This window comes from Streptacidiphilus rugosus AM-16, from assembly GCF_000744655.1.
Lineage (GTDB): Bacteria > Actinomycetota > Actinomycetes > Streptomycetales > Streptomycetaceae > Streptacidiphilus > Streptacidiphilus rugosus.
In genome coordinates this window covers 5,648,789-5,666,234 of record NZ_JQMJ01000004.1, presented here as the reverse complement: position 1 = coordinate 5,666,234, position 17,446 = coordinate 5,648,789, and the positions used below count along the sequence as shown (strand labels likewise).

Sequence of the window (17,446 nt, the reverse complement as noted above, 5' to 3'; positions counted from 1 at the left end):
TTCGGTCGGTCGGGCTCGGGTTCGGTTCCGGGTTCGGGGGCGGGGTGGGTCGGCGGGCTAGAAGGTGAACGACTCGTGGTGCAGGCGACGGCGCGGCACCCCGGCCGCCCGCAGCGCGGCGACGGCCCGTGCGGTCAGCGCCTCGGGGCCGCAGACGTAGACGTCGTGCCTGGCCAGTCCGGGGACCAGCCGGGACAGCGTGGCCGGTTCGATCGGGTCGCCGACCTCCGCGCGCGAGCCGACCAGCAGCTGGAGCCGTGCCCCGCGGTCGTGGGCGATGGCCGCCAGCTCGCGGCGGAACAGCACGTCCTCCTCGCGGCTCACCCGGTACAGCAGGGTCAGCTCGCCGGGACGCGCCGGGATCGTCTCGAAGAGCGCCCGCAGCGGGGTGATGCCCACCCCGGCCGCCAGCAGCAGCACCTGCCGCGCCCGGCGGCGACGGGCGGTGAAGGCGCCGTACGGACCCTCGGCGCGCACCCTGGTGCCGGGCTTCAGCCGGGCCACGGCCGCGCTGTGGCCGCCGAGGTCCTTGACCGTGAAGCGCAGGTAGTTCGGGGCCGGGGGCGCCGAGAGCGAGTAGGGGTTGGCCGCGAAGCGCAGGCCGGGGGCGAGGAACTGGAGCCGGAAGAACTGGCCGGCCTCCGCGCCCAGCTCGTCCAGCCGTCGACCGGTGAGGAACAGCGAGACGGTCCCCGGCCCCTCCGGGCGGACCTCGGCGACCCGCAGCCGGTGCCTGCGGTCCAGCAGCGCCGGGCGGAGCAGCCGGTACCAGCCGATCAGGACGGCCGTGCCCAGGTAGAGCGCGTACCAGAGCAGCCGCTCCGGGCCCTCGCCCAGGTCCGCGCCGTTGCTCAGCTGGTGCTCGAAGCCGAGGGCGACGGCGAGGTAGGTCGCCAGATGGAGGTAGTACCAGGTCTCGTAGCCGAGGCGGCGACGCGCGGCGCGCGCGGAGAAGAAGCCGGTGGCGAGGAGCAGCAGGGTGCCGAAGGTCGCTTTCAGCATGTCCGGGTAGGTCAGCGTCACGCTGACGCCCTCGCCGATCACGTTGCGGTGCGCGGTCAGGGCGTAGCCCCAGATGACGGTCGTGATGTGCGCGAAGACCAGGCCGACCAGGTAGCGGCCGCCGACCGCGTGCCAGCGGGCCAGCCGGTCCGCGCCGACCTCGCGTTCCAGCAGCGGCAGGCGCGCCATCAGCAGCAGCAGGATCGGCGCGGTGTAACCGGCGAGCAGGCCGGTGATCCGGCCCGCGTTGGTCAGCCACTGGTCGGCGCCGACGACGCCCAGGGTGTTCTTCCACCAGATAGCCAGCACGCCGAGCGCACCGATGACGATCGCGGCTTGGACCAGCCTGGCCACGGTGTCCACCGGTATCGGGTTGTTCGGCGCGGCCCGGTGCCCGCTGCGGCGGGTGCGTGCTTCGGTCATGACGCTCACGGCGGTTCCTTTCCGGTGGCGGGTCACCGTTCGAGCGACGCTCGACCGATGTTCGAGGGTGGTGTGCTAGGTCCTTCTGCGGCAACCCTGACAGCGCAGACTCTCAATCAGCTATGAGTGCGACCTGGGAACGGAGCCCTGATGGGATACGTTTGCCCAGGTCAGAGCGGAAGCGGTGGCAGTCGTTCCGGGGTTTTCGAGCCATGCGAACTCATGGCATTCTCATGGGCCCTAGGCCGACTGCCGCAGAATGGGCCCCATGTCGCAGGAGAACGATCTGTCCGCGCCACCGCGTCGCATCCTCGTCGTCGACGACGAGCCCGACCTGGTCGAGGTGCTCTGTGGCGCGCTCCGCTACGAGGGCTGGGAGGTCCAGGGCGCGGAGAGCGGCAAGGACGCCGTGCGGTTGGCGTCGAGCTGGCGGCCCGATGCCGTCGTGCTCGACATGATGCTGCCCGATTTCGACGGCCTCGAGGTGATGCGCCGGATCCACGCCGAGCGTCCCGAGGTGCGCGTGCTGTTCCTCACCGCGCGCGACGCGGTCGAGGACCGGATCGGCGGGATCGCCGCCGGCGGCGACGACTACGTCACCAAGCCGTTCAGTCTCGCCGAGGTCGTGGTCCGGGTGCGCGGTCTGCTGCGCCGGGCCGCCCCGCAGCCCGACGAGGTGGAGGCGGACACGCTCACCCTGGCCGACCTGGTCCTGGACGAGCGCGCGCACGAGGTGACCCGGGGCGGCGAGCCGATCGAGCTGAGCCCGACCGAGTACGCGCTGCTGCGCTACCTGCTGCGGCACCCCCGCCGGGTGCTCAGCAAGGCGCAGATCCTGGACGCGGTCTGGTCCTACGACTTCGGCGGGCAGGCGCACGTCGTCGAGCTCTACATCAGCTACCTGCGCAAGAAGATCGACCACGGCCGGGAGCCGCTGATCCACACCGTGCGCGGAGCGGGCTACCTGATCAAGGCGCCGGTGTGACATCGATGCGGTGGCGGCTCCGACGGCCGGGCCGCCCGCACGTCCCGAGGACCCTGCGCGCCCGGCTGATCGCCGGACTGCTCGCGCTCCTCGTCGTGGCCTGCGCCGCGGTGAGCCTGGTGACCACCAAGGAGCTGGAGCACTTCCTGCTCACCCGGGTCGACCAGCAGCTGGCCGCGACCGGCGGCCGCTACGCGGCCAGCCTCGAACACGGGGGCCACGGCGACACCCGGGCCCAGGCCACCGGTACCTTCGGAGCGCGTCTCAAGGACGGCAAGGTGACCGCGGCCGGTGTGGTCGACGGAGACGCCGACGACCTGATCGGCGGCGACCCCGACGACCACCCGAGGTTCGACGCGCACGACCAGGCGCAGCTCGCGGCGGTGCCGGTCGGCGGTCACCCGGTCAGCCTGCGGCTCGCCGGGCTGGGCCACTACCGCCTGATGGCCCAGGCGGGCGTCGACGGGGACGTGCTGATCACCGGCCTGCCGCTGAACCAGGTCGAAGCGATGCAGCGGCAGCTGCTGGTGGTCGAGCTGCTCGTGTTCGCCTCCGCCTTCACCGTCACGGCCGTCGCGGGGACCTTCTGGGTACGGCTAGCGCTGCGGCCACTGGAGCGGGTCGCCACGACGGCGGAGCAGGTCAGCGGCCTGCCGCTGGCGAGCGGCGAGGTCGCGCCGCTCGAACGCGTCCCCGACCAGGACCCGGAGACCGAGGTCGGCCGGGTCGGCGTCGCCTTCAACCGGATGCTGGGCCACGTCGGGGACGCGCTGGCCCAGCGTCAGGCGGTGGAGGAGCGGCTGCGCGCCTTCGCGGCCGACGCCAGCCACGAACTGCGCACCCCCGTGGCCGCGATCCGGGGCCACGCGGAGCTGGCCCTGCGGCATCCCGACCCCGCCCCCGAACCGGTGCGGCACGCGCTGCGCAGGATCGAGGCGGAGTCGCAGCGGATGGGCGCGATCGTCGAGGACCTGCTGCTGCTGGCCCGCCTGGACGCGGGACGCCCGCTGGCCTCGACCGAGGTCGACCTGACCCGGCTGGCCCTCGACGGGGCGTCCGACGCCCGGGCCGCCGGACCCGAGCACCGCTGGCGGCTGGAGCTCCCCGAGGAGCCGGTGCTGGTCACCGGGGATCCGGACCGGCTCCGCCAGGTGATCGCCAACCTGCTCGCCAACGCCCGCACCCACACCCCGCCCGGCACCTCGGTCACCCTGGCCCTGGCCCGCGACGCCGAGGCGCGCGAGGTCGTGCTGGCGGTGACGGACTCGGGGCCGGGCATCCCGCCCGAGCTGGCCTCGCAGGTCTTCGAACGCTTCGTCCGCGGCGACCGCGCCCGCACCCGTGCCACCGGCTCGACCGGTCTCGGCCTCGCCATCGTCCAGGCCGTCGCCACCGCCCACGGCGGCTCCGTCGCGGTCCGCTCGGAGCCGGGCGCGACCCGCTTCGAGGTCCGGTTGCCGGACCCAGGAACGGGCGCCGGGACGCAGCAGGACTGACGCTACCCGCGCCACCCGGTGTGGCCGGGGGCCGCCCCGGCCTCGGCCAGCAGCTCGCGGAGCACCGTGACCCGGGCATGGGTTCCGCCGAAGCGGGCCAGAGCCTCCGCCAGCGCCTCCTCGGCGACGGCGACGGCTTCCTCCCTGCGGCCCAGGCCGAGCAGTGCCCGCGCTCGGGCCGAGCCGACGGCTCCGGTGTCGGCGGCGAACTCGTGGCCTCCGACGCCCGTCGCCTCCGCCACCGCGTCGAGAGCTTCCTGGTGGCGCCCCTGGGCGCTCAGCGCGCCGGCCAGGTTGAGAGCAAGCAGCCGCTGGAACCGGTCGACCGGCTGCCCGGATCCTGTGGCCGACACCAGTGCCTGGCGGGCGACCGTCTCGGCCTCGGCCGCCCTGCCCTGGGCGGTGAGGACGCGCGAGAGCGAGTTGGCCGCGGTCAGCCTGATGTACAGGCCGGTCGGCCCGGCGACGGACTGCGCGGCCTGCAGCGCGCGGCCCGCCTCGTGCTCGGCCTCCTCGAAGCGGTCCAGGTAGAGCAGCGCGCTGGTGCGGTTCACCTGAGCGGTGAGCAGACGGACCTTCTGCGCCGGGTCCTCCGCGAGGGCCCGCCCGAGTGCCGCGTACTCGCGCGCGGCCTCCTCGTGCCGTCCCTGGTGGTTCAGAGCGGCCGCGTAGTGCTCCCAGGACGTGCCGGCCGCCGCGTCGGCGACGTCCCTGTCGGTCAGCTCCAGCACCGTCGCGGCCTCGTGCTCCGCCTCGGCGAACCGCCCGTTGGCGTTGCAGAGCTGGGCGAGCCGGGTGCGCAGCTGGAGCGTCACCTTGTGCCGGGGGCCCAGCACCGACTCCGCCTCGTCGAGCCAGGCTCGCAGCCGCGGCTCCGTCTCGGCGGAGCGCCCGGCCGCGAAGTACGGCTGCAGGCCGGCCCCCTTCGCGGTCAGATCCGCCGCCACCCGCTTCTGACGACCGCGTTCCCCTCCGAACAGGCCCAAAGCCGCTCCCTCCCTCGAACCGACCGGCGCGTCATTGTGGCAGCACCAGTCGCGGCGCGACGTGCGCGGCGACTTCCCGCGCGGTCACCTGGAGGTGGTCCGAGTCGGTCCGGCCCATCGCCGGGGCCGACACCTGCCAGGTCCACCACAACGGCCTCGGCGTCTCCGGCCTGCTCCGCGTCCGCACGGACGACGTGACGTTTTTCGTCATCCCGGCAGGTCACGACCCCCGGGTCGTGGGCGACGGGCCCTGCGCGACGGACGACTCCGCGGGCCGTGCCGCCGACTACGTCAAGGCCTGATCGCCGCCGGCGGCCTGGCCCGCCGTGGTCGCGCCGGGCTCGAAGCCGACGCAGCTGCCGACCGGCAGCCGCGGGTACCGCGGCAGCCGGTCGTCCGTCGCCGCCAGGCCGCACCGCAGGTAGACGGTGCCGCGGCGGGTCTCGTTCAGCAGCCGGTGCCGGCAGCCCGCGCACAGGCCGGGATGGGCGCCGAGCCCGGCCAGGGCGGTGGTGTCGCTCACCAGCCCCTGGCCTCCCACTCGGCCAGGTGCGGGCGCTCCGCGCCGAGCGTGGTGTCGTCGCCGTGGCCGGGGTAGACCCAGGTCTCGTCCGGCAGCGGGGCGAACAGCTTGGTCGTCACGTCGTGGAACAGGCTGCGGAAGGCCTCAGGGCTGCCCCAGGTGTTGCCGACCCCGCCGGGGAAGAGGCAGTCGCCGGTGAAGAGGTGCGGGTGGCCCTGGGGGTCGTCGTAGAGCAGGACGATGGCGCCGGGGGTGTGGCCGACCAGGTGACGGACGGTGAGGGTGACCTGCCCGACGTGCAGGGTGTCGCCGTCGTCGAGCGGGAGGTCGGTGGGGACCGGGATGCCCTCGGCGTCGATCCGCCCGGCGGCGGTGCGCGCGCCGGTGGCCCGGACCACGTCGGCGAGCGCGCTCCAGTGGTCCTGGTGCTGGTGGGTGGTGACCACGGTGGCCAGACTCTCGCCGACCGACTCCAGCAGCGTGTGCCCGTCCGCGGCCGCGTCGATCAGCAGCTGCTCGTCCGTCGCGCGGCAGCGCAGCAGGTAGGCGTTGTTGTTCATGGGGCCGACGGCGATCTTCGTGATCACCAGGTGCGCCAACTCCCGGACGTCCGGGGCCCCGCCGACCTTCACCGCTCCGTGATACGTCATGGGATCAGCCTAGCGGCGGGAGCTTCGGCAGGACGGTTGCCGGGGCGTCGCGGTGCAGGCCGAAGGCGGTCACCTCCAGGTCGCCGCCGTCGGAGCGGCCGGAGAGCCAGGCCAGCAGGCGGGCGGCGGAGCCCCCGACCGTGAGGTCGGGTCCGTCCGACCGCCGGGCGGCGCCGGTCTCCCACCTCCCTTCACGGTCGCTCGGGACCAGCACCAGGTCGGGCACGTCCGGGTGGCCGTCCAGGCGCGTCACCAGCTTGGCCAGCTCGGCGTCGACGAACGGCCGCGGCCAGTCCGCCGACGCGTAGGCGTCCGGCAGGCCCAGGTCGACGTGGTGGTACTCGACCTCGCCGATCCGCCTGGCCACGACCTCGTGTGCGGGGAAGGACCCGAGCCGGTGCGGGACCTCGACCGCCCAGGCGGCCTCCGGCATCGCGGCGACCGCCGCGTCGAAGCGGGCCGCGCTCGCGCGCAGGTCCGCGGCCTGCTCGGCGACCGGCCGGGTGGCGCCGGCGGCGATGCCGTGCTCGCGCGCCTCGGGGGAGGCGTACATCGGCGTCGGCACGCAGGTCCGCGCCCCGGTGAGCAGGTTGACCAGGGCGTCGGCGTTCCTGGCGAGGTGCGCGAGCACGTGGCCGCGGCTCCAGCCGGGCAGCAGCGAGGGCTCGGCGAGGCGGTCGTCCTTCAGGCCGTCGACGGTGGCGAGCAGCCTGGCCGTCGCCTCGGCCAGAACGGGAATGTCAGTGGCGGGTGCGATGCTCAATCTATGTCCCCTGTCCTGCGCGTCGGCCCGGTCGTCCGGGCCTTTCGGGCCCGAGCGGGCCCGGTCGTGTCCCGGAGCACTTCCCCGTCGTTCCCACGGGTGGAGCACCTCACGCGCTAGCGTGTCATCCATTCGGGCGAACACCATCGATTGCCTCAAAAATCGAACACGTGCTCCCATTACCCTTGAACGGTTCTCCGTACCACTCGGTACTTCTCGCTTTTGAAGGGCGCAGTAGCGTGGCAGACCGCCTCATCGTCCGCGGTGCTCGCGAGCACAACCTCAAGAACGTCTCGCTCGACCTGCCGCGCGACTCGCTCATCGTCTTCACGGGCCTGTCCGGCTCCGGCAAGTCCTCGCTGGCCTTCGACACCATCTTCGCCGAGGGGCAGCGACGCTACGTCGAGTCGCTGTCCTCCTACGCCCGGCAGTTCCTCGGGCAGATGGACAAGCCCGACGTCGACTTCATCGAGGGGCTCTCGCCGGCCGTCTCGATCGACCAGAAGTCCACCTCGCGCAACCCGCGCTCGACGGTGGGCACGATCACCGAGGTCTACGACTACCTCCGGCTCCTCTTCGCCCGCATCGGCCACCCGCACTGCCCCGAATGCGGCCGCCCGATCGCCAGGCAGTCGCCGCAGCAGATCGTCGACAAGGTGCTGGAGCTGCCCGAGGGCACCCGCTTCCAGCTGCTCAGCCCGCTGGTCAAGGGCCGCAAGGGCGAGTTCGTCGACCTCTTCGCCGATCTGCAGACCAAGGGCTTCGCCCGGGCCAGGGTCGACGGCGAGACCGTCCAGCTGACCGAGCCGCCGGTGCTCAAGAAGCAGGAGAAGCACACCATCGAGGTGGTCGTCGACCGCCTCACGGTCAAGAAGAGCGCCCAGCGCCGCCTCACCGACTCCGTGGAGACGGCGCTCGTCCTCTCCGGCGGCACGGTCGTGCTCGACTTCGTCGACCTCCCCGAGGACGACCCCGAGCGCGAGCGGATGTACTCCGAACACCTCTACTGCACCTACGACGACCTCTCCTTCGAGGAGCTCGAGCCGCGCTCCTTCTCCTTCAACTCGCCCTTCGGCGCCTGCCCGGAGTGCACCGGCATCGGCACCCGGATGGAGGTCGACCCGGAGCTGATCGTCCCCGACGAGGAGAAGTCGCTCGACGAGGGCGCGCTGCACCCGTGGTCGCACGGCCACATCAAGGACTACCACCTGCGGCTGATCAAGGCGCTCGGCAAGGAGCTCGGCTTCCGCACGGACATCCCGTGGGCGGGGCTGCCGATGCGCGCCAAGAAGGCGCTGCTCTACGGCCACAAGACCGAGATCGAGGTCACCTTCACCAACCGCTACGGCCGCGAGCGCTCCTACACCACGGGCTTCGAGGGCGCGGTGCCGTTCGTGCAGCGGCGGCACGCCGACGCCGAGAGCGACAGCGCCCGCGAGCGCTTCGAGGGCTACATGCGCGAGACGGCCTGCCCGTCCTGCCACGGCGCGCGGCTCAAGCCGGTCGTGCTGGCGGTGCGGATGGCAGGCCGGTCCATCGCCGAGATCGCCGGGATGTCGATCAGCGACTGCGCCGAGTTCCTCGGTTCGCTGGAGCTGACCGAGCGTGAGAAGACGATCGCCGAGCGGGTGTTGAAGGAGGTCAACGAGCGGCTGAAGTTCCTGGTCGACGTCGGCCTCGACTACCTCTCGCTCGACCGCGCGGCCGGCACGCTGTCCGGCGGCGAGGCGCAGCGCATCCGGCTGGCGACGCAGATCGGCTCCGGCCTGGTCGGCGTCCTCTACGTGCTGGACGAGCCCTCCATCGGCCTGCACCAGCGCGACAACCACCGGCTGATCGAGACGCTGGTCCGGCTGCGGGATCTCGGCAACACGCTGATCGTGGTCGAGCACGACGAGGACACCATCCGCACCGCCGACTGGGTGGTCGACATCGGCCCCGGCGCGGGCGAGCACGGCGGCCGGGTCGTCCACTCGGGCTCCCGCGAGGGGCTGCTGGCCAGCAAGGAGTCGCTGACCGGCGCCTACCTGTCCGGTCGCAGGTCGATCGCGCTGCCTGAGGTGCGCCGCCCGATCGACGCCAAGCGGCAGATCACCGTCCACGGCGCCCGCGAGCACAACCTGCGCGACGTCGACGTGAGCTTCCCGCTCGGGGTGTTCACGGCGGTGACGGGCGTCTCGGGCTCGGGCAAGTCCACGCTGGTCAACGACATCCTCTACACGCATCTGGCGCGCGAGCTCAACGGCGCGCGCAGCGTGCCGGGTCGGCACACCAGGGTCACCGGCACGGAGCTGGTCGACAAGGTCGTCCACGTCGACCAGTCGCCGATCGGTCGCACCCCGCGCTCCAACCCGGCCACCTACACGGGCGTCTTCGATCACGTGCGCAAGCTCTTCGCCGAGACCACGGAGGCGAAGATCCGCGGCTACCTGCCCGGTCGCTTCTCCTTCAACGTCAAGGGCGGTCGCTGCGAGAACTGCGCGGGCGACGGCACCATCAAGATCGAGATGAACTTCCTGCCGGACGTCTACGTCCCCTGCGAGGTCTGCCACGGCGCCCGCTACAACCGGGAGACACTCGACGTCCACTACAAGGGCAAGTCCATCGCCGAGGTGCTGGACATGCCCATCGAGGAGGCGCTGAGCTTCTTCGAGGCGGTCCCGGCGATCGCGCGCTACCTGAAGACGCTGTCGGAGGTCGGCCTCGGCTACGTCCGGCTGGGCCAGTCCGCCACGACGCTCTCGGGCGGCGAGGCGCAGCGCGTGAAGCTCGCCTCCGAGCTTCAGAAGCGCAGCAACGGCCGGACGATCTACGTCCTGGACGAGCCGACGACGGGCCTGCACTTCGAGGACATCAGCAAGCTGATCAAGATGCTCACCGGCCTGGTCGACAAGGGCAACTCGGTCATCGTGATCGAGCACAACCTCGACGTGATCAAGACGGCGGACTGGGTCATCGACATGGGCCCCGAGGGCGGCGCCGGCGGCGGCATCGTCGTGGCCGAGGGCACGCCGGAGCAGGTCGCCGCGGTCGGCGAAAGCCACACGGGCAAGTTCCTCCGCGACATCCTGGGCGAGGAGCGGGTCTTCGACGCGGTGCCGAAGCCGCGCAAGGCGCCCGCCGCCAAGAAGACCGCGGCCAAGAAGGTCGCCGCGAAGAAGGCCCCGGCGAAGAAGGCCGCCGCCAAGAGCTAGTCGCAGGAGCACCACCGCCGTGCGAGGCCCCGCTTGTTCGCGGGGCCTCGCACGGCCGTGTGCTGAGAGCTCATCAGGTCGAGCGCCTGCCGCCGGTTCGCCGAGCCCGGGCACGGGTGTCGGGCCGGGTCCCCCGGACGGATGCCCTCAGAGTCTCCGCACAGGAAGGCCACGTAGGGTGGCTGCCGTCGTTTCGAAGATCCGCCACTGTCCGAACCCGATGGAGCCTGCCGTCATGAGCACCGAGATCGCCCCCGCCGTCGAGAGCGCCGGCTGCTGCCGCCGGAGCGTGCTGCGCGGGGCGGCCGCAGCCGGGATCGCCGGGGCCGGAGTGGTCGCGCTCGCGGCCTGCTCGGGCTCGTCCGGCGCCGCCACCGCGAAGGGCCCGGTCACCCTGGGCCCCACCAGCGACGTGCCGGTCGGCGGTGGCAAGCTCTACCGCTCCGAGCGGGTGGTCGTCACCCAGCCGACCGCCGGGACGTACAAGGCGTTCAGCGCCGTCTGCACCCACGCCGGCTGCGTGGTCGACGGAATCGCCAACGGCGTGATCAGCTGCCCGTGCCACGGAAGCCAGTTCAAGGTGGCCGACGGCTCCGTCGCCCAGGGCCCGGCACAGTCCGCGCTGCCCGCCATCCCGGTCGCGGTGCAGAACGGCAAGCTCGTCGCCACGATCAGCTGACGTCGGTACGCCTCGGACGGCCGGGGTGCGCGGAGCCTCGCTCCGCGCACCCCGGCCGTCCTTTCTCCCGTCGGCTCAGCCGGTGACCTCGCCGACCGTGCCGGCCGCCACGGTCCGGCCGCCCTCGCGGACGGCGAAGCCGAGACCGGCCTCCAGCGGCACCGCCTGGCCGAGCGAGACGGTCACCTCGACCGTGTCGCCGGGCATCGCCAGCGGCACGCCCTCGCTCAACTGCACGTCGCCCACCACGTCGCCGGTCCGCAGGTAGAACTGCGGGCGGTAGCCGCTGGTGATCGGCGTGCGGCGACCGCCGTCCGCCGCGGAGAGCAGGTGCAGCCGCGCCGTGAAGGCGCTGTGCACGGAGGCGCTGCCCGCCGCGGCGACCACCTGCCCGCGCCGCACCTGACCGCGCTGAACACCGCGCAGCAGCAGCGCGACGTTGTCGCCCGCCTCGGCGCTCTCCATGGTCCGGCCGAAGGTCTCCACCCCCGTGACCACGGAGCTGATCTCCGACCCGAAGCCGAGCACGTCGATCCGGTCGCCCAGGCGCACCACGCCGCGCTCGACCGCGCCGGTGACGACCGTGCCGCGACCGGTGATGGTCAGCACGTTCTCGACGGGCATCAGGAACGGTGCGTCGGTGTAGCGGACCGGCGTCGGCACGTGGACGTCCACCGCGTCCAGCAGCTCCAGCAGCGCGGCCGACCAGACCGGGTCGCCCTCCAGCGCCCGCAGCCCGGACACCCGCACGACCGGCAGCTCCGCGCCGTCGTACCCGTGCGCGGTCAGCAGCTCGCGGACCTCCAGCTCGACCAGGTCGAGCAGCTCCGGGTCCCCGGCGTCGGCCTTGTTGAGCGCCACCACGACGTGCTCGACGCCGACCTGGCGGGCCAGCAGCACGTGCTCCGCGGTCTGCGGCATCACGCCGTCGTGGGCGGAGACGACCAGGATCGCCCCGTCCAGCTGGGCCGCGCCCGTGATCATGTTCTTCACGAAGTCGGCGTGGCCCGGCATGTCGACGTGCGCGTAGTGGCGGGTGGCCGTCTCGTACTCGACGTGCGCGATGTTGATGGTGATGCCGCGGGCGGCCTCCTCCGGCGCCCGGTCGATCCGGTCGAACGGCACGTACGCGCCGCCGCCGCGCTCGGCCAGCACCTTGGTGATGGCCGCGGTCAGGGTGGTCTTGCCGTGGTCGACGTGGCCCATGGTGCCGATGTTCAGGTGCGGCTTGGTCCGCACGAAGGCCTGCTTGGCCATGACTGCTTCTTTTCCGGGAGTCGTGAAGGACGGAACGGGACCTCGTTGACGGGCCGACCTTCCCCGTCCGAGGTCCCGGGGGAGCGCCCGGGGAAGGTCAGCTTCGCGCGCCGTCGAAAGCGGCTGCGCAGGCGGCTGCGAGGACCGCGACTGCCGGAGTGTGGGCAGTGGCCATCGCGCCCGCGACTGCGGGGAACTGGGCGATGGCGTACCGGAACATGCGGATCATCCTGCCGGGCCCGAGCCGCGCGCCGCCAGCGGTTTTCTCGCCTGGGGCGGCTGTTGGGCCCGGCGTAGTCTGAGAGGAGGGGCAGGAGAGCAGGCAAGGAGGAACACCATGCTTGGCGACCTGATAGGCGAAGAGCAGGGCCAGATCACGGCCCAGAGGGTCCTCCCGTCCGAGCACGGGCTGCCGCCGTCCGTCGAGAGCACGTTCCAGGCCTCGGGACGACTGCTCGGGGTGACGATCACCGATCTCGGCACCTACGTCGGCACGCTGCGTCCCGACGGCACGCTGTACGGAACGGGGACCGGCATCATCATGAGTCCCGACGGCGCCACGGCCAGTTGGCAGGGCACCGGCGTCGGCGTCTTCGCCGAAGGCGGCGCCATCTCCTGGCGCGGTTCCATCGTCTACCTGAGCGACTCGCCCGCCTTCGCCGCCCTGCGCGGGGTCGCGGGCGCGTTCGAGTGGGAGACGGACCAGTCGGGGAAGGCCGGCGGAAAGATCTGGTCCTGGCGCTGAGCCGGTGAACGGAGGCCGGGCGCGATGACCCCGGTAACGAGGGCCGCGGCGACGGCCGGGGACGCGGTGATCGACGTCTCCGGGCTGCGGATGCGGTACGGGCCCTTCGAGGCCGTACGGGGCGTCGATCTGCGGGTGCGACGCGGCGAGGTGTTCGCCTTTCTCGGGCCGAACGGCGCGGGGAAGACCACGACCGTGGAGATCCTGGAGGGCTACCGTCGGCGCACCGCGGGAGAGGTGACGGTCCTCGGGGAGGACCCGGCCCGCGCCGGGCCGGCCTGGCGGGGACGGATCGGGGTGGTGCTGCAGGAGTCCCAGCCCGAGCGCGACCTCACGGTGGCCGAGTGCCTGCGGCTGTACGCCGGGTACTACCCGGCGCCGCGCCCGGTCGGGGAGACGCTGGAGCTCGTCGGGCTCACCGAGCAGGCGGAATCCGTCGCGACACGACTCTCCGGTGGCCAACGCCGCCGTCTGGACGTCGCGTTGTCGCTGATCGGCGATCCCGAGCTGCTCTTCCTCGACGAGCCCACGACCGGCTTCGACCCCTCGGCCCGGCGCGCCGCCTGGGAGATGATCGCGGGCCTGCGGGCGCTCGGCGTGACCGTCTTCCTGACCACGCACTTCATGGACGAGGCCGAGTACCTGGCCGACCGGGTGACGGTGATCTCCGACGGACTCGTCGTCGCCGAGGGCACGCCCGGCACGATCGGCGGGCGCGAACGCGCGGCCGCGGAGATCCGTTTCACGCTGCCGCCGCGCACCGCGCTCGCCGATCTCCCGGCGGTCGTCCGTGCGGCCCTCGCGGAAGCGGGGCCCGCTGATGGCCAGGGCGGGCGGCTGCTGCTCCGGGCCGACCACCCGCTCGCCGTGCTCGGCCCGCTGATCGGCTGGGCCGAGGAGCGGGGCCACGATCTGCCCGATCTCGAAGTCCGCCGTCCCAGCCTTGAGGACGTCTACCTGGCGCTGACCGGCCCGTCCGTGCCGGCCGCACCGGAGAAGCCCGCCGCGCCCCGCAAGCCCGCCGCGCCGGAGGAGCCCGCCGCGTCCGCGAGAGCCGCCGTGGCCGAGAGGGAGGAGGCGTCGTGACGACCGCGACGCACCGCGCGCCGCCGGGGGACGTGGCCCGGCTCGCCCTGCACCAGTTCCCCTACGACCTGCGGGCGTTCCTGCGCAATCCGCAGTCGCGCTTCTTCACCCTCGCGCTGCCGGTGCTCTTCCTGGTGATCTTCGCGTCGGTCTTCGGCGGCAGCAGCACGGTGAAGGTCGCGGGCGGCACGATCGACACCTCCGTCTACTACGTGCCGGGGATCATCACCCTCGGCATCATCGGCGCGTCCTTCGTGAACCTGGTGATCTCGGTGACCGCCCAGCGCGAGTCCGGGGTGCTCAAACGACGCCGGGCCACCCCCGTCCCGGCCGCCTCGGTCATCGCGGGTCGGGCGCTCACCGCGGTCGTCGTCGCCGTCGTGATCACCCTGGTGCTGCTGGTCATCGGCTGGGCCGCCTACGGCGCGCACATCCCCGCCAGGACCGCCCCGGCGCTGGCCTTCGCGGTGGTGCTCGGGGCGCTGTCGTTCTGCTGCCTCGGCTACGCGCTGACCTCGGTGATCCGCAACGAGGACGCGGCCCAGCCGGTGACCCAGGCGGTGATGCTGCCGCTGTACTTCATCTCCGGCGTCTTCATCGCCTCCTCGGTGCTGCCGCACTGGCTCGTGGTGGTCGGGAACGTCTTCCCCGTCCACCATCTCGTCGAGGCGTTGCTGACCGCCTACAACCCGCACACCACCGGCGCGGGCTTCGCCTGGACCGATCTGCTGATCGTCGCAGCGTGGGGACTGGCCGGCCTGGTGATCGCCCTGCGTCGCTTCAGCTGGCTGCCGCGCGGCGGCTGAGGACGCGGCGGCTGAGGACCCGAGGAGGCGCGGCCATGGCGACCGAGACCCAGCGCAGAAGGGGCCGTTGCCCCCGCCACGGCACGGTGGAGGCGACCAGGGACGTTCCCGCCGTCACCTTCCCCTGGCTCTACCACTGGGTGCGCCGCACCATGGCCGAGCGTCGCGAGCCCTTCCGCTGCCCGGAGTGCGGAGCGCCGGTCGACTAACGGCCGGCGAGCAGGTCGGTGCGGTGCTGTTCGAGGTCGGTGACGCCGTCGAGGTCGACCTGCACCGTGTAGCGCTGGTGGACTCCGTCGGCGGCCTCCTCCGGGGTCAGCTGCCAGCTGTCGACGAAGCCCCAGCTCGCGCCGGTGTAGACGCCCTTGATCCGTCCGTCCACCGTGCCGACGGCGTCGAACGGCCCGTTCTGCCAACGGAAGGTCCAGTGGGTCAGGTACCACGCGTCGAGCTCCTCCGGCGCGACCGCGGCGGCGGGCGGGTTCCCCGCGGCGGCAGTCAGGGCGACGAGGCCCGAGCCGTCGGCCTCGGCCGCCGCCGCGTAGCTCCGGCCCTGGAGGACGGCGTAGGCCTGCGGGCGGAAGTGGTCGACCTCGGCCAGTCGGCGGACCAGCACGCGCAGCGGCCCGAGCAGGTCCTCCTGGTGCTCGGTCAGTTCGGTGACCTCCTCGCGGGGGAAGACGCCGCGGTGGCCGCGGACCCGTCGCTTGAGGTGCTCCGCGGCGAACTGCCGGTCGTCGCCCAGGTAGTTGCCGGACAGCGTGGTCTCGCCGGCGTCGGTGCACGCGAAGGGCTCGCCACGCCAGCGGAACGTCCAGTGCACGGCGTACCAGGCGTCGAGCTCCTCGGGCGGGGCGGGGTAGCCGACCGACCCGTCGGCGGACTCGCGGGGGGTGAGTCCCGCCGGCGCCGGGACGCCCGGCGCGGGAAGCAGCTCGACGCAGGGCCAGAGGCCCGCCGCGGCCCTCGCCGGGTAGCGCTCGCCGTGGAAGGCGGCGACCTCGCCCCTGACCGGGGAGGGGCGGCCCGAGGGGTCAGTCATAGTACTTCCACAGTCCTTCGTTCTTGTCGAAGAAACCGACGGCCTCTTCGGTGCCGTCGGCGTGCATACGCCAGATCTCAGCATGGTGCGGGAACCCGGTGGTCGCCGCCTCCCACTCGGGGACGCCGCCGCCGGTGTAACCGGTGCCGAGGAACGGGTCGTCCCAGGCCCGGCCCGGGGTCTGGCCGGCCATGCCGGCCACCCGGTCCGCCAACGCCTGGTCGCCGACCGCGCCGAGAGTCGGGTCGGCGTGCAGGCCGTGCGGCGCGGGGAAGCGCAGCTGGTACGCCTCGGACGCGCCCGCGGGAACGGGCGTCCAGCCGGCCCCGCCGTCGTCGAGCGCCAGTCCGTCGCGGAGATCGTCCATGCTGCGGAGGTCGGCGGTGTCCGAGCCACGTGCGATCGACCCGCGGAACTCGCCGGGGTTGAAGGGGTACTTGCCCAGCTTCGTGGCGTTCTCCAGATAGGCCTCGGCGACCTCAGGCTTGACCACCTTGGTCACCATCCGGCCCTCGCCGAGCTTGATGGAGTCGCGCACCTCGACGACCTCCCGGGCCTGCGACTCGGTCAGCTCGTTGGTGCGGGACAGCCGGAGCCGGTCGTGCTCGGCGCGGTCGAGACCCCGCGCGCCCACCTGGTCGTCGATCTCCTGCTGGTAGCCGGGACCGTCGCGCAGCGCGCTGTTGCCGTACTGCTCGGCCTCGCCCTCCGCGGCGCCGACCTCCCCCTCAACACCCGCCCCGGTCCTCGGTTCGAGGGCCTGTCGGATCCGACTGCCGCCGGGCAGCGCGGTCTCCCCGGCCCGAGCACCGGGCACGCCGAGCTCCGCGGCCTCCGCCTCGCTCCCCGGTGTTCTGCCCTTGAGCGCCTCGACCAGCTTGGCCTCGTTCTCGGCGTGCGCCGCGAGGTTCTGCGCACCCTTGTCGGCGGCGTCCTCGACGACGCCGGCATGCTTCTCGGCGATCTTCGGCAGGGCGTCGGCCGCGTCCTTGCGCAGCGCGCGGAAGACCGCCCGTTCCTCTCCTCCCGCAGCCATCAGAAGCTGAGCCCCTCCAGCCCGCCGCGCAGCGTCTGCGCGTGCCCGCGGAAGGTGTCGGCGTGCCCGCGCAGCAGGTCCAGATGTCCGCCGGCCAGCTCGTGGTGCAGCATGAAGCCGTCCCCGGCCTCGGCACCTCCGCCGCCCGAGTTCTGCGACCAGTCCAGACCCGACATGGCGTGCTCGATCTGGGCGAACAGTGGCTTGGCGGCGGCCTCGATGATCTCGCCGACGATGTACTGGATGATCTGCTGCTTCAGGGTCTCCAGCAGCTTCTTGCCCGTCTCGATGATCACCGGGGCAGCCGCTTCGGCCAGCCCGAGGGTCGCCACGGCAGCCGCCTGGTCGGCGACGAAGGCCGCGGCCATGGCTGCCAGCTCCACCAGGGCCTCGGCCTTCTGCGCCACGATCACGTCCGCGCCGACCTCCAGCGCCTCGGCCAGCAGCCGACAGCCCTGGACCAGTTCCCGCGTGTGCCGCGCGGACATCTCGGCCCATCCCGACTGCATCCGCTGCGTGGCCGCACCCTGGTAGGCGCCCGCGAAGTCGGCCATCGTCCGGGTGGCGTCCAGATGGGTCTGCTCCACCGCCTGACCGAACTGCCGCACCATCGTGGCGAACCGGCGGATCTGATCCTCGTCGATGTAGGGCCAGGGCACGCCGATCACGTTGAGGAACGTCACGACCGGGCCGGGTAGGTCGTCGATCGCCACCATGCCTCCCGAACAGCTGTCCTCTCGCCCCACGTCCCTCCGCGAGCGCGAGCGGCCCGA

The 17,446-nt window shown here is 72.7% G+C and carries 17 protein-coding genes; 8 read left to right on the top strand and 9 right to left on the bottom strand.

Annotation, left to right across the window (positions count from 1 at the left end; all coding sequences use genetic code 11):
• Window positions 1–57: 57 nt before the first annotated feature.
• On the bottom strand, window positions 58–1,425 hold the full coding sequence (locus BS83_RS34865; RefSeq protein WP_037610555.1) for a ferredoxin reductase family protein: 1,368 nt from the start codon (window positions 1,423–1,425) through the stop codon (window positions 58–60).
• Window positions 1,426–1,693: 268 nt separating this feature from the next.
• Between BS83_RS34865 and BS83_RS34860 the strand changes: the two genes are divergently transcribed.
• Both BS83_RS34860 and BS83_RS34855 read left to right on the top strand, forming a co-directional pair.
• Entirely contained in the window at window positions 1,694–2,410 is a 717-nt protein-coding gene (locus tag BS83_RS34860; protein WP_037607351.1) for a response regulator transcription factor, read from the top strand.
• A 5-nt stretch (window positions 2,411–2,415) separates the two neighbouring features.
• Window positions 2,416–3,906 carry a sensor histidine kinase gene (locus BS83_RS34855; protein ID WP_037607350.1) on the top strand — a complete coding sequence of 497 codons (1,491 nt, stop codon included), beginning with the start codon at window positions 2,416–2,418 and terminating at the stop codon, window positions 3,904–3,906.
• Between the two features lie 2 nt (window positions 3,907–3,908).
• Here the strand turns inward: BS83_RS34855 and BS83_RS42520 are convergent, their stop codons facing one another.
• From BS83_RS42520 to BS83_RS34835, 4 genes are all read right to left on the bottom strand, one after another.
• Entirely contained in the window at window positions 3,909–4,892 is a 984-nt protein-coding gene (locus tag BS83_RS42520) for a tetratricopeptide repeat protein (protein ID WP_051944554.1), read from the bottom strand.
• Window positions 4,893–5,178: 286 nt separating this feature from the next.
• Entirely contained in the window at window positions 5,179–5,415 is a 237-nt protein-coding gene (locus BS83_RS34845) for a hypothetical protein (RefSeq protein WP_157597447.1), read from the bottom strand.
• Window positions 5,412–6,065, bottom strand: a complete 654-nt coding sequence (locus tag BS83_RS34840; protein WP_037607348.1) for an MBL fold metallo-hydrolase — start codon at window positions 6,063–6,065, stop codon at window positions 5,412–5,414. Before BS83_RS34840 ends, BS83_RS34845 begins: the two co-directional genes overlap by 4 nt.
• 4 nt (window positions 6,066–6,069) lie before the next feature.
• Window positions 6,070–6,828: a maleylpyruvate isomerase family mycothiol-dependent enzyme gene (locus tag BS83_RS34835; protein ID WP_037607347.1), complete on the bottom strand. Its 759-nt coding sequence runs from the start codon at window positions 6,826–6,828 to the stop codon at window positions 6,070–6,072.
• A 239-nt stretch (window positions 6,829–7,067) separates the two neighbouring features.
• On the opposite strand from BS83_RS34835, the gene uvrA reads away from it, so the two are divergent.
• Together uvrA and BS83_RS34825 are read left to right on the top strand one after the other, a co-directional pair.
• Window positions 7,068–10,022: an excinuclease ABC subunit UvrA gene (uvrA, locus tag BS83_RS34830; RefSeq protein ID WP_037607346.1), complete on the top strand. Its 2,955-nt coding sequence runs from the start codon at window positions 7,068–7,070 to the stop codon at window positions 10,020–10,022.
• Window positions 10,023–10,257: 235 nt separating this feature from the next.
• Window positions 10,258–10,701, top strand: a complete 444-nt coding sequence (locus BS83_RS34825; RefSeq protein WP_037607345.1) for a Rieske (2Fe-2S) protein — start codon at window positions 10,258–10,260, stop codon at window positions 10,699–10,701.
• Between the two features lie 75 nt (window positions 10,702–10,776).
• Here the strand turns inward: BS83_RS34825 and tuf are convergent, their stop codons facing one another.
• Complete coding sequence (gene tuf, locus BS83_RS34820) at window positions 10,777–11,958, bottom strand: elongation factor Tu (RefSeq protein WP_037607344.1); 1,182 nt, start codon at window positions 11,956–11,958, stop codon at window positions 10,777–10,779.
• Window positions 11,959–12,295: 337 nt separating this feature from the next.
• On the opposite strand from tuf, the gene BS83_RS34815 reads away from it, so the two are divergent.
• From BS83_RS34815 to BS83_RS45955, 4 genes are read left to right on the top strand one after another with little or no spacing between them, the layout of a single operon-like run.
• Window positions 12,296–12,703 carry a hypothetical protein gene (locus BS83_RS34815; protein WP_037607343.1) on the top strand — a complete coding sequence of 136 codons (408 nt, stop codon included), beginning with the start codon at window positions 12,296–12,298 and terminating at the stop codon, window positions 12,701–12,703.
• Window positions 12,704–12,727: 24 nt separating this feature from the next.
• Window positions 12,728–13,789: an ABC transporter ATP-binding protein gene (locus tag BS83_RS34810; protein ID WP_051944553.1), complete on the top strand. Its 1,062-nt coding sequence runs from the start codon at window positions 12,728–12,730 to the stop codon at window positions 13,787–13,789.
• Window positions 13,786–14,595, top strand: a complete 810-nt coding sequence (locus tag BS83_RS34805; RefSeq protein WP_051944552.1) for an ABC transporter permease — start codon at window positions 13,786–13,788, stop codon at window positions 14,593–14,595. Before BS83_RS34810 ends, BS83_RS34805 begins: the two co-directional genes overlap by 4 nt.
• A gap of 35 nt (window positions 14,596–14,630) precedes the next feature.
• Window positions 14,631–14,804: a hypothetical protein gene (locus BS83_RS45955; RefSeq protein WP_157597446.1), complete on the top strand. Its 174-nt coding sequence runs from the start codon at window positions 14,631–14,633 to the stop codon at window positions 14,802–14,804.
• Here the strand turns inward: BS83_RS45955 and BS83_RS34800 are convergent.
• From BS83_RS34800 to BS83_RS34790, 3 genes are read right to left on the bottom strand one after another with little or no spacing between them, the layout of a single operon-like run.
• Window positions 14,801–15,637: a hypothetical protein gene (locus BS83_RS34800; protein WP_037607342.1), complete on the bottom strand. Its 837-nt coding sequence runs from the start codon at window positions 15,635–15,637 to the stop codon at window positions 14,801–14,803. The two genes, BS83_RS45955 and BS83_RS34800, sit on opposite strands and share 4 nt — an antisense overlap.
• Window positions 15,630–16,673 (bottom strand): hypothetical protein, encoded by a 1,044-nt coding sequence (locus BS83_RS34795; RefSeq protein WP_037607341.1) that lies wholly within the window; start codon window positions 16,671–16,673, stop codon window positions 15,630–15,632. Before BS83_RS34795 ends, BS83_RS34800 begins: the two co-directional genes overlap by 8 nt.
• Window positions 16,673–17,389, bottom strand: coding sequence for a WXG100-like domain-containing protein (locus BS83_RS34790; RefSeq protein WP_051944551.1), 717 nt, complete (start codon window positions 17,387–17,389; stop codon window positions 16,673–16,675). The genes BS83_RS34795 and BS83_RS34790 overlap by 1 nt, the downstream gene beginning before the upstream one ends.
• Between the last annotated feature and the right edge of the window lie 57 nt (window positions 17,390–17,446).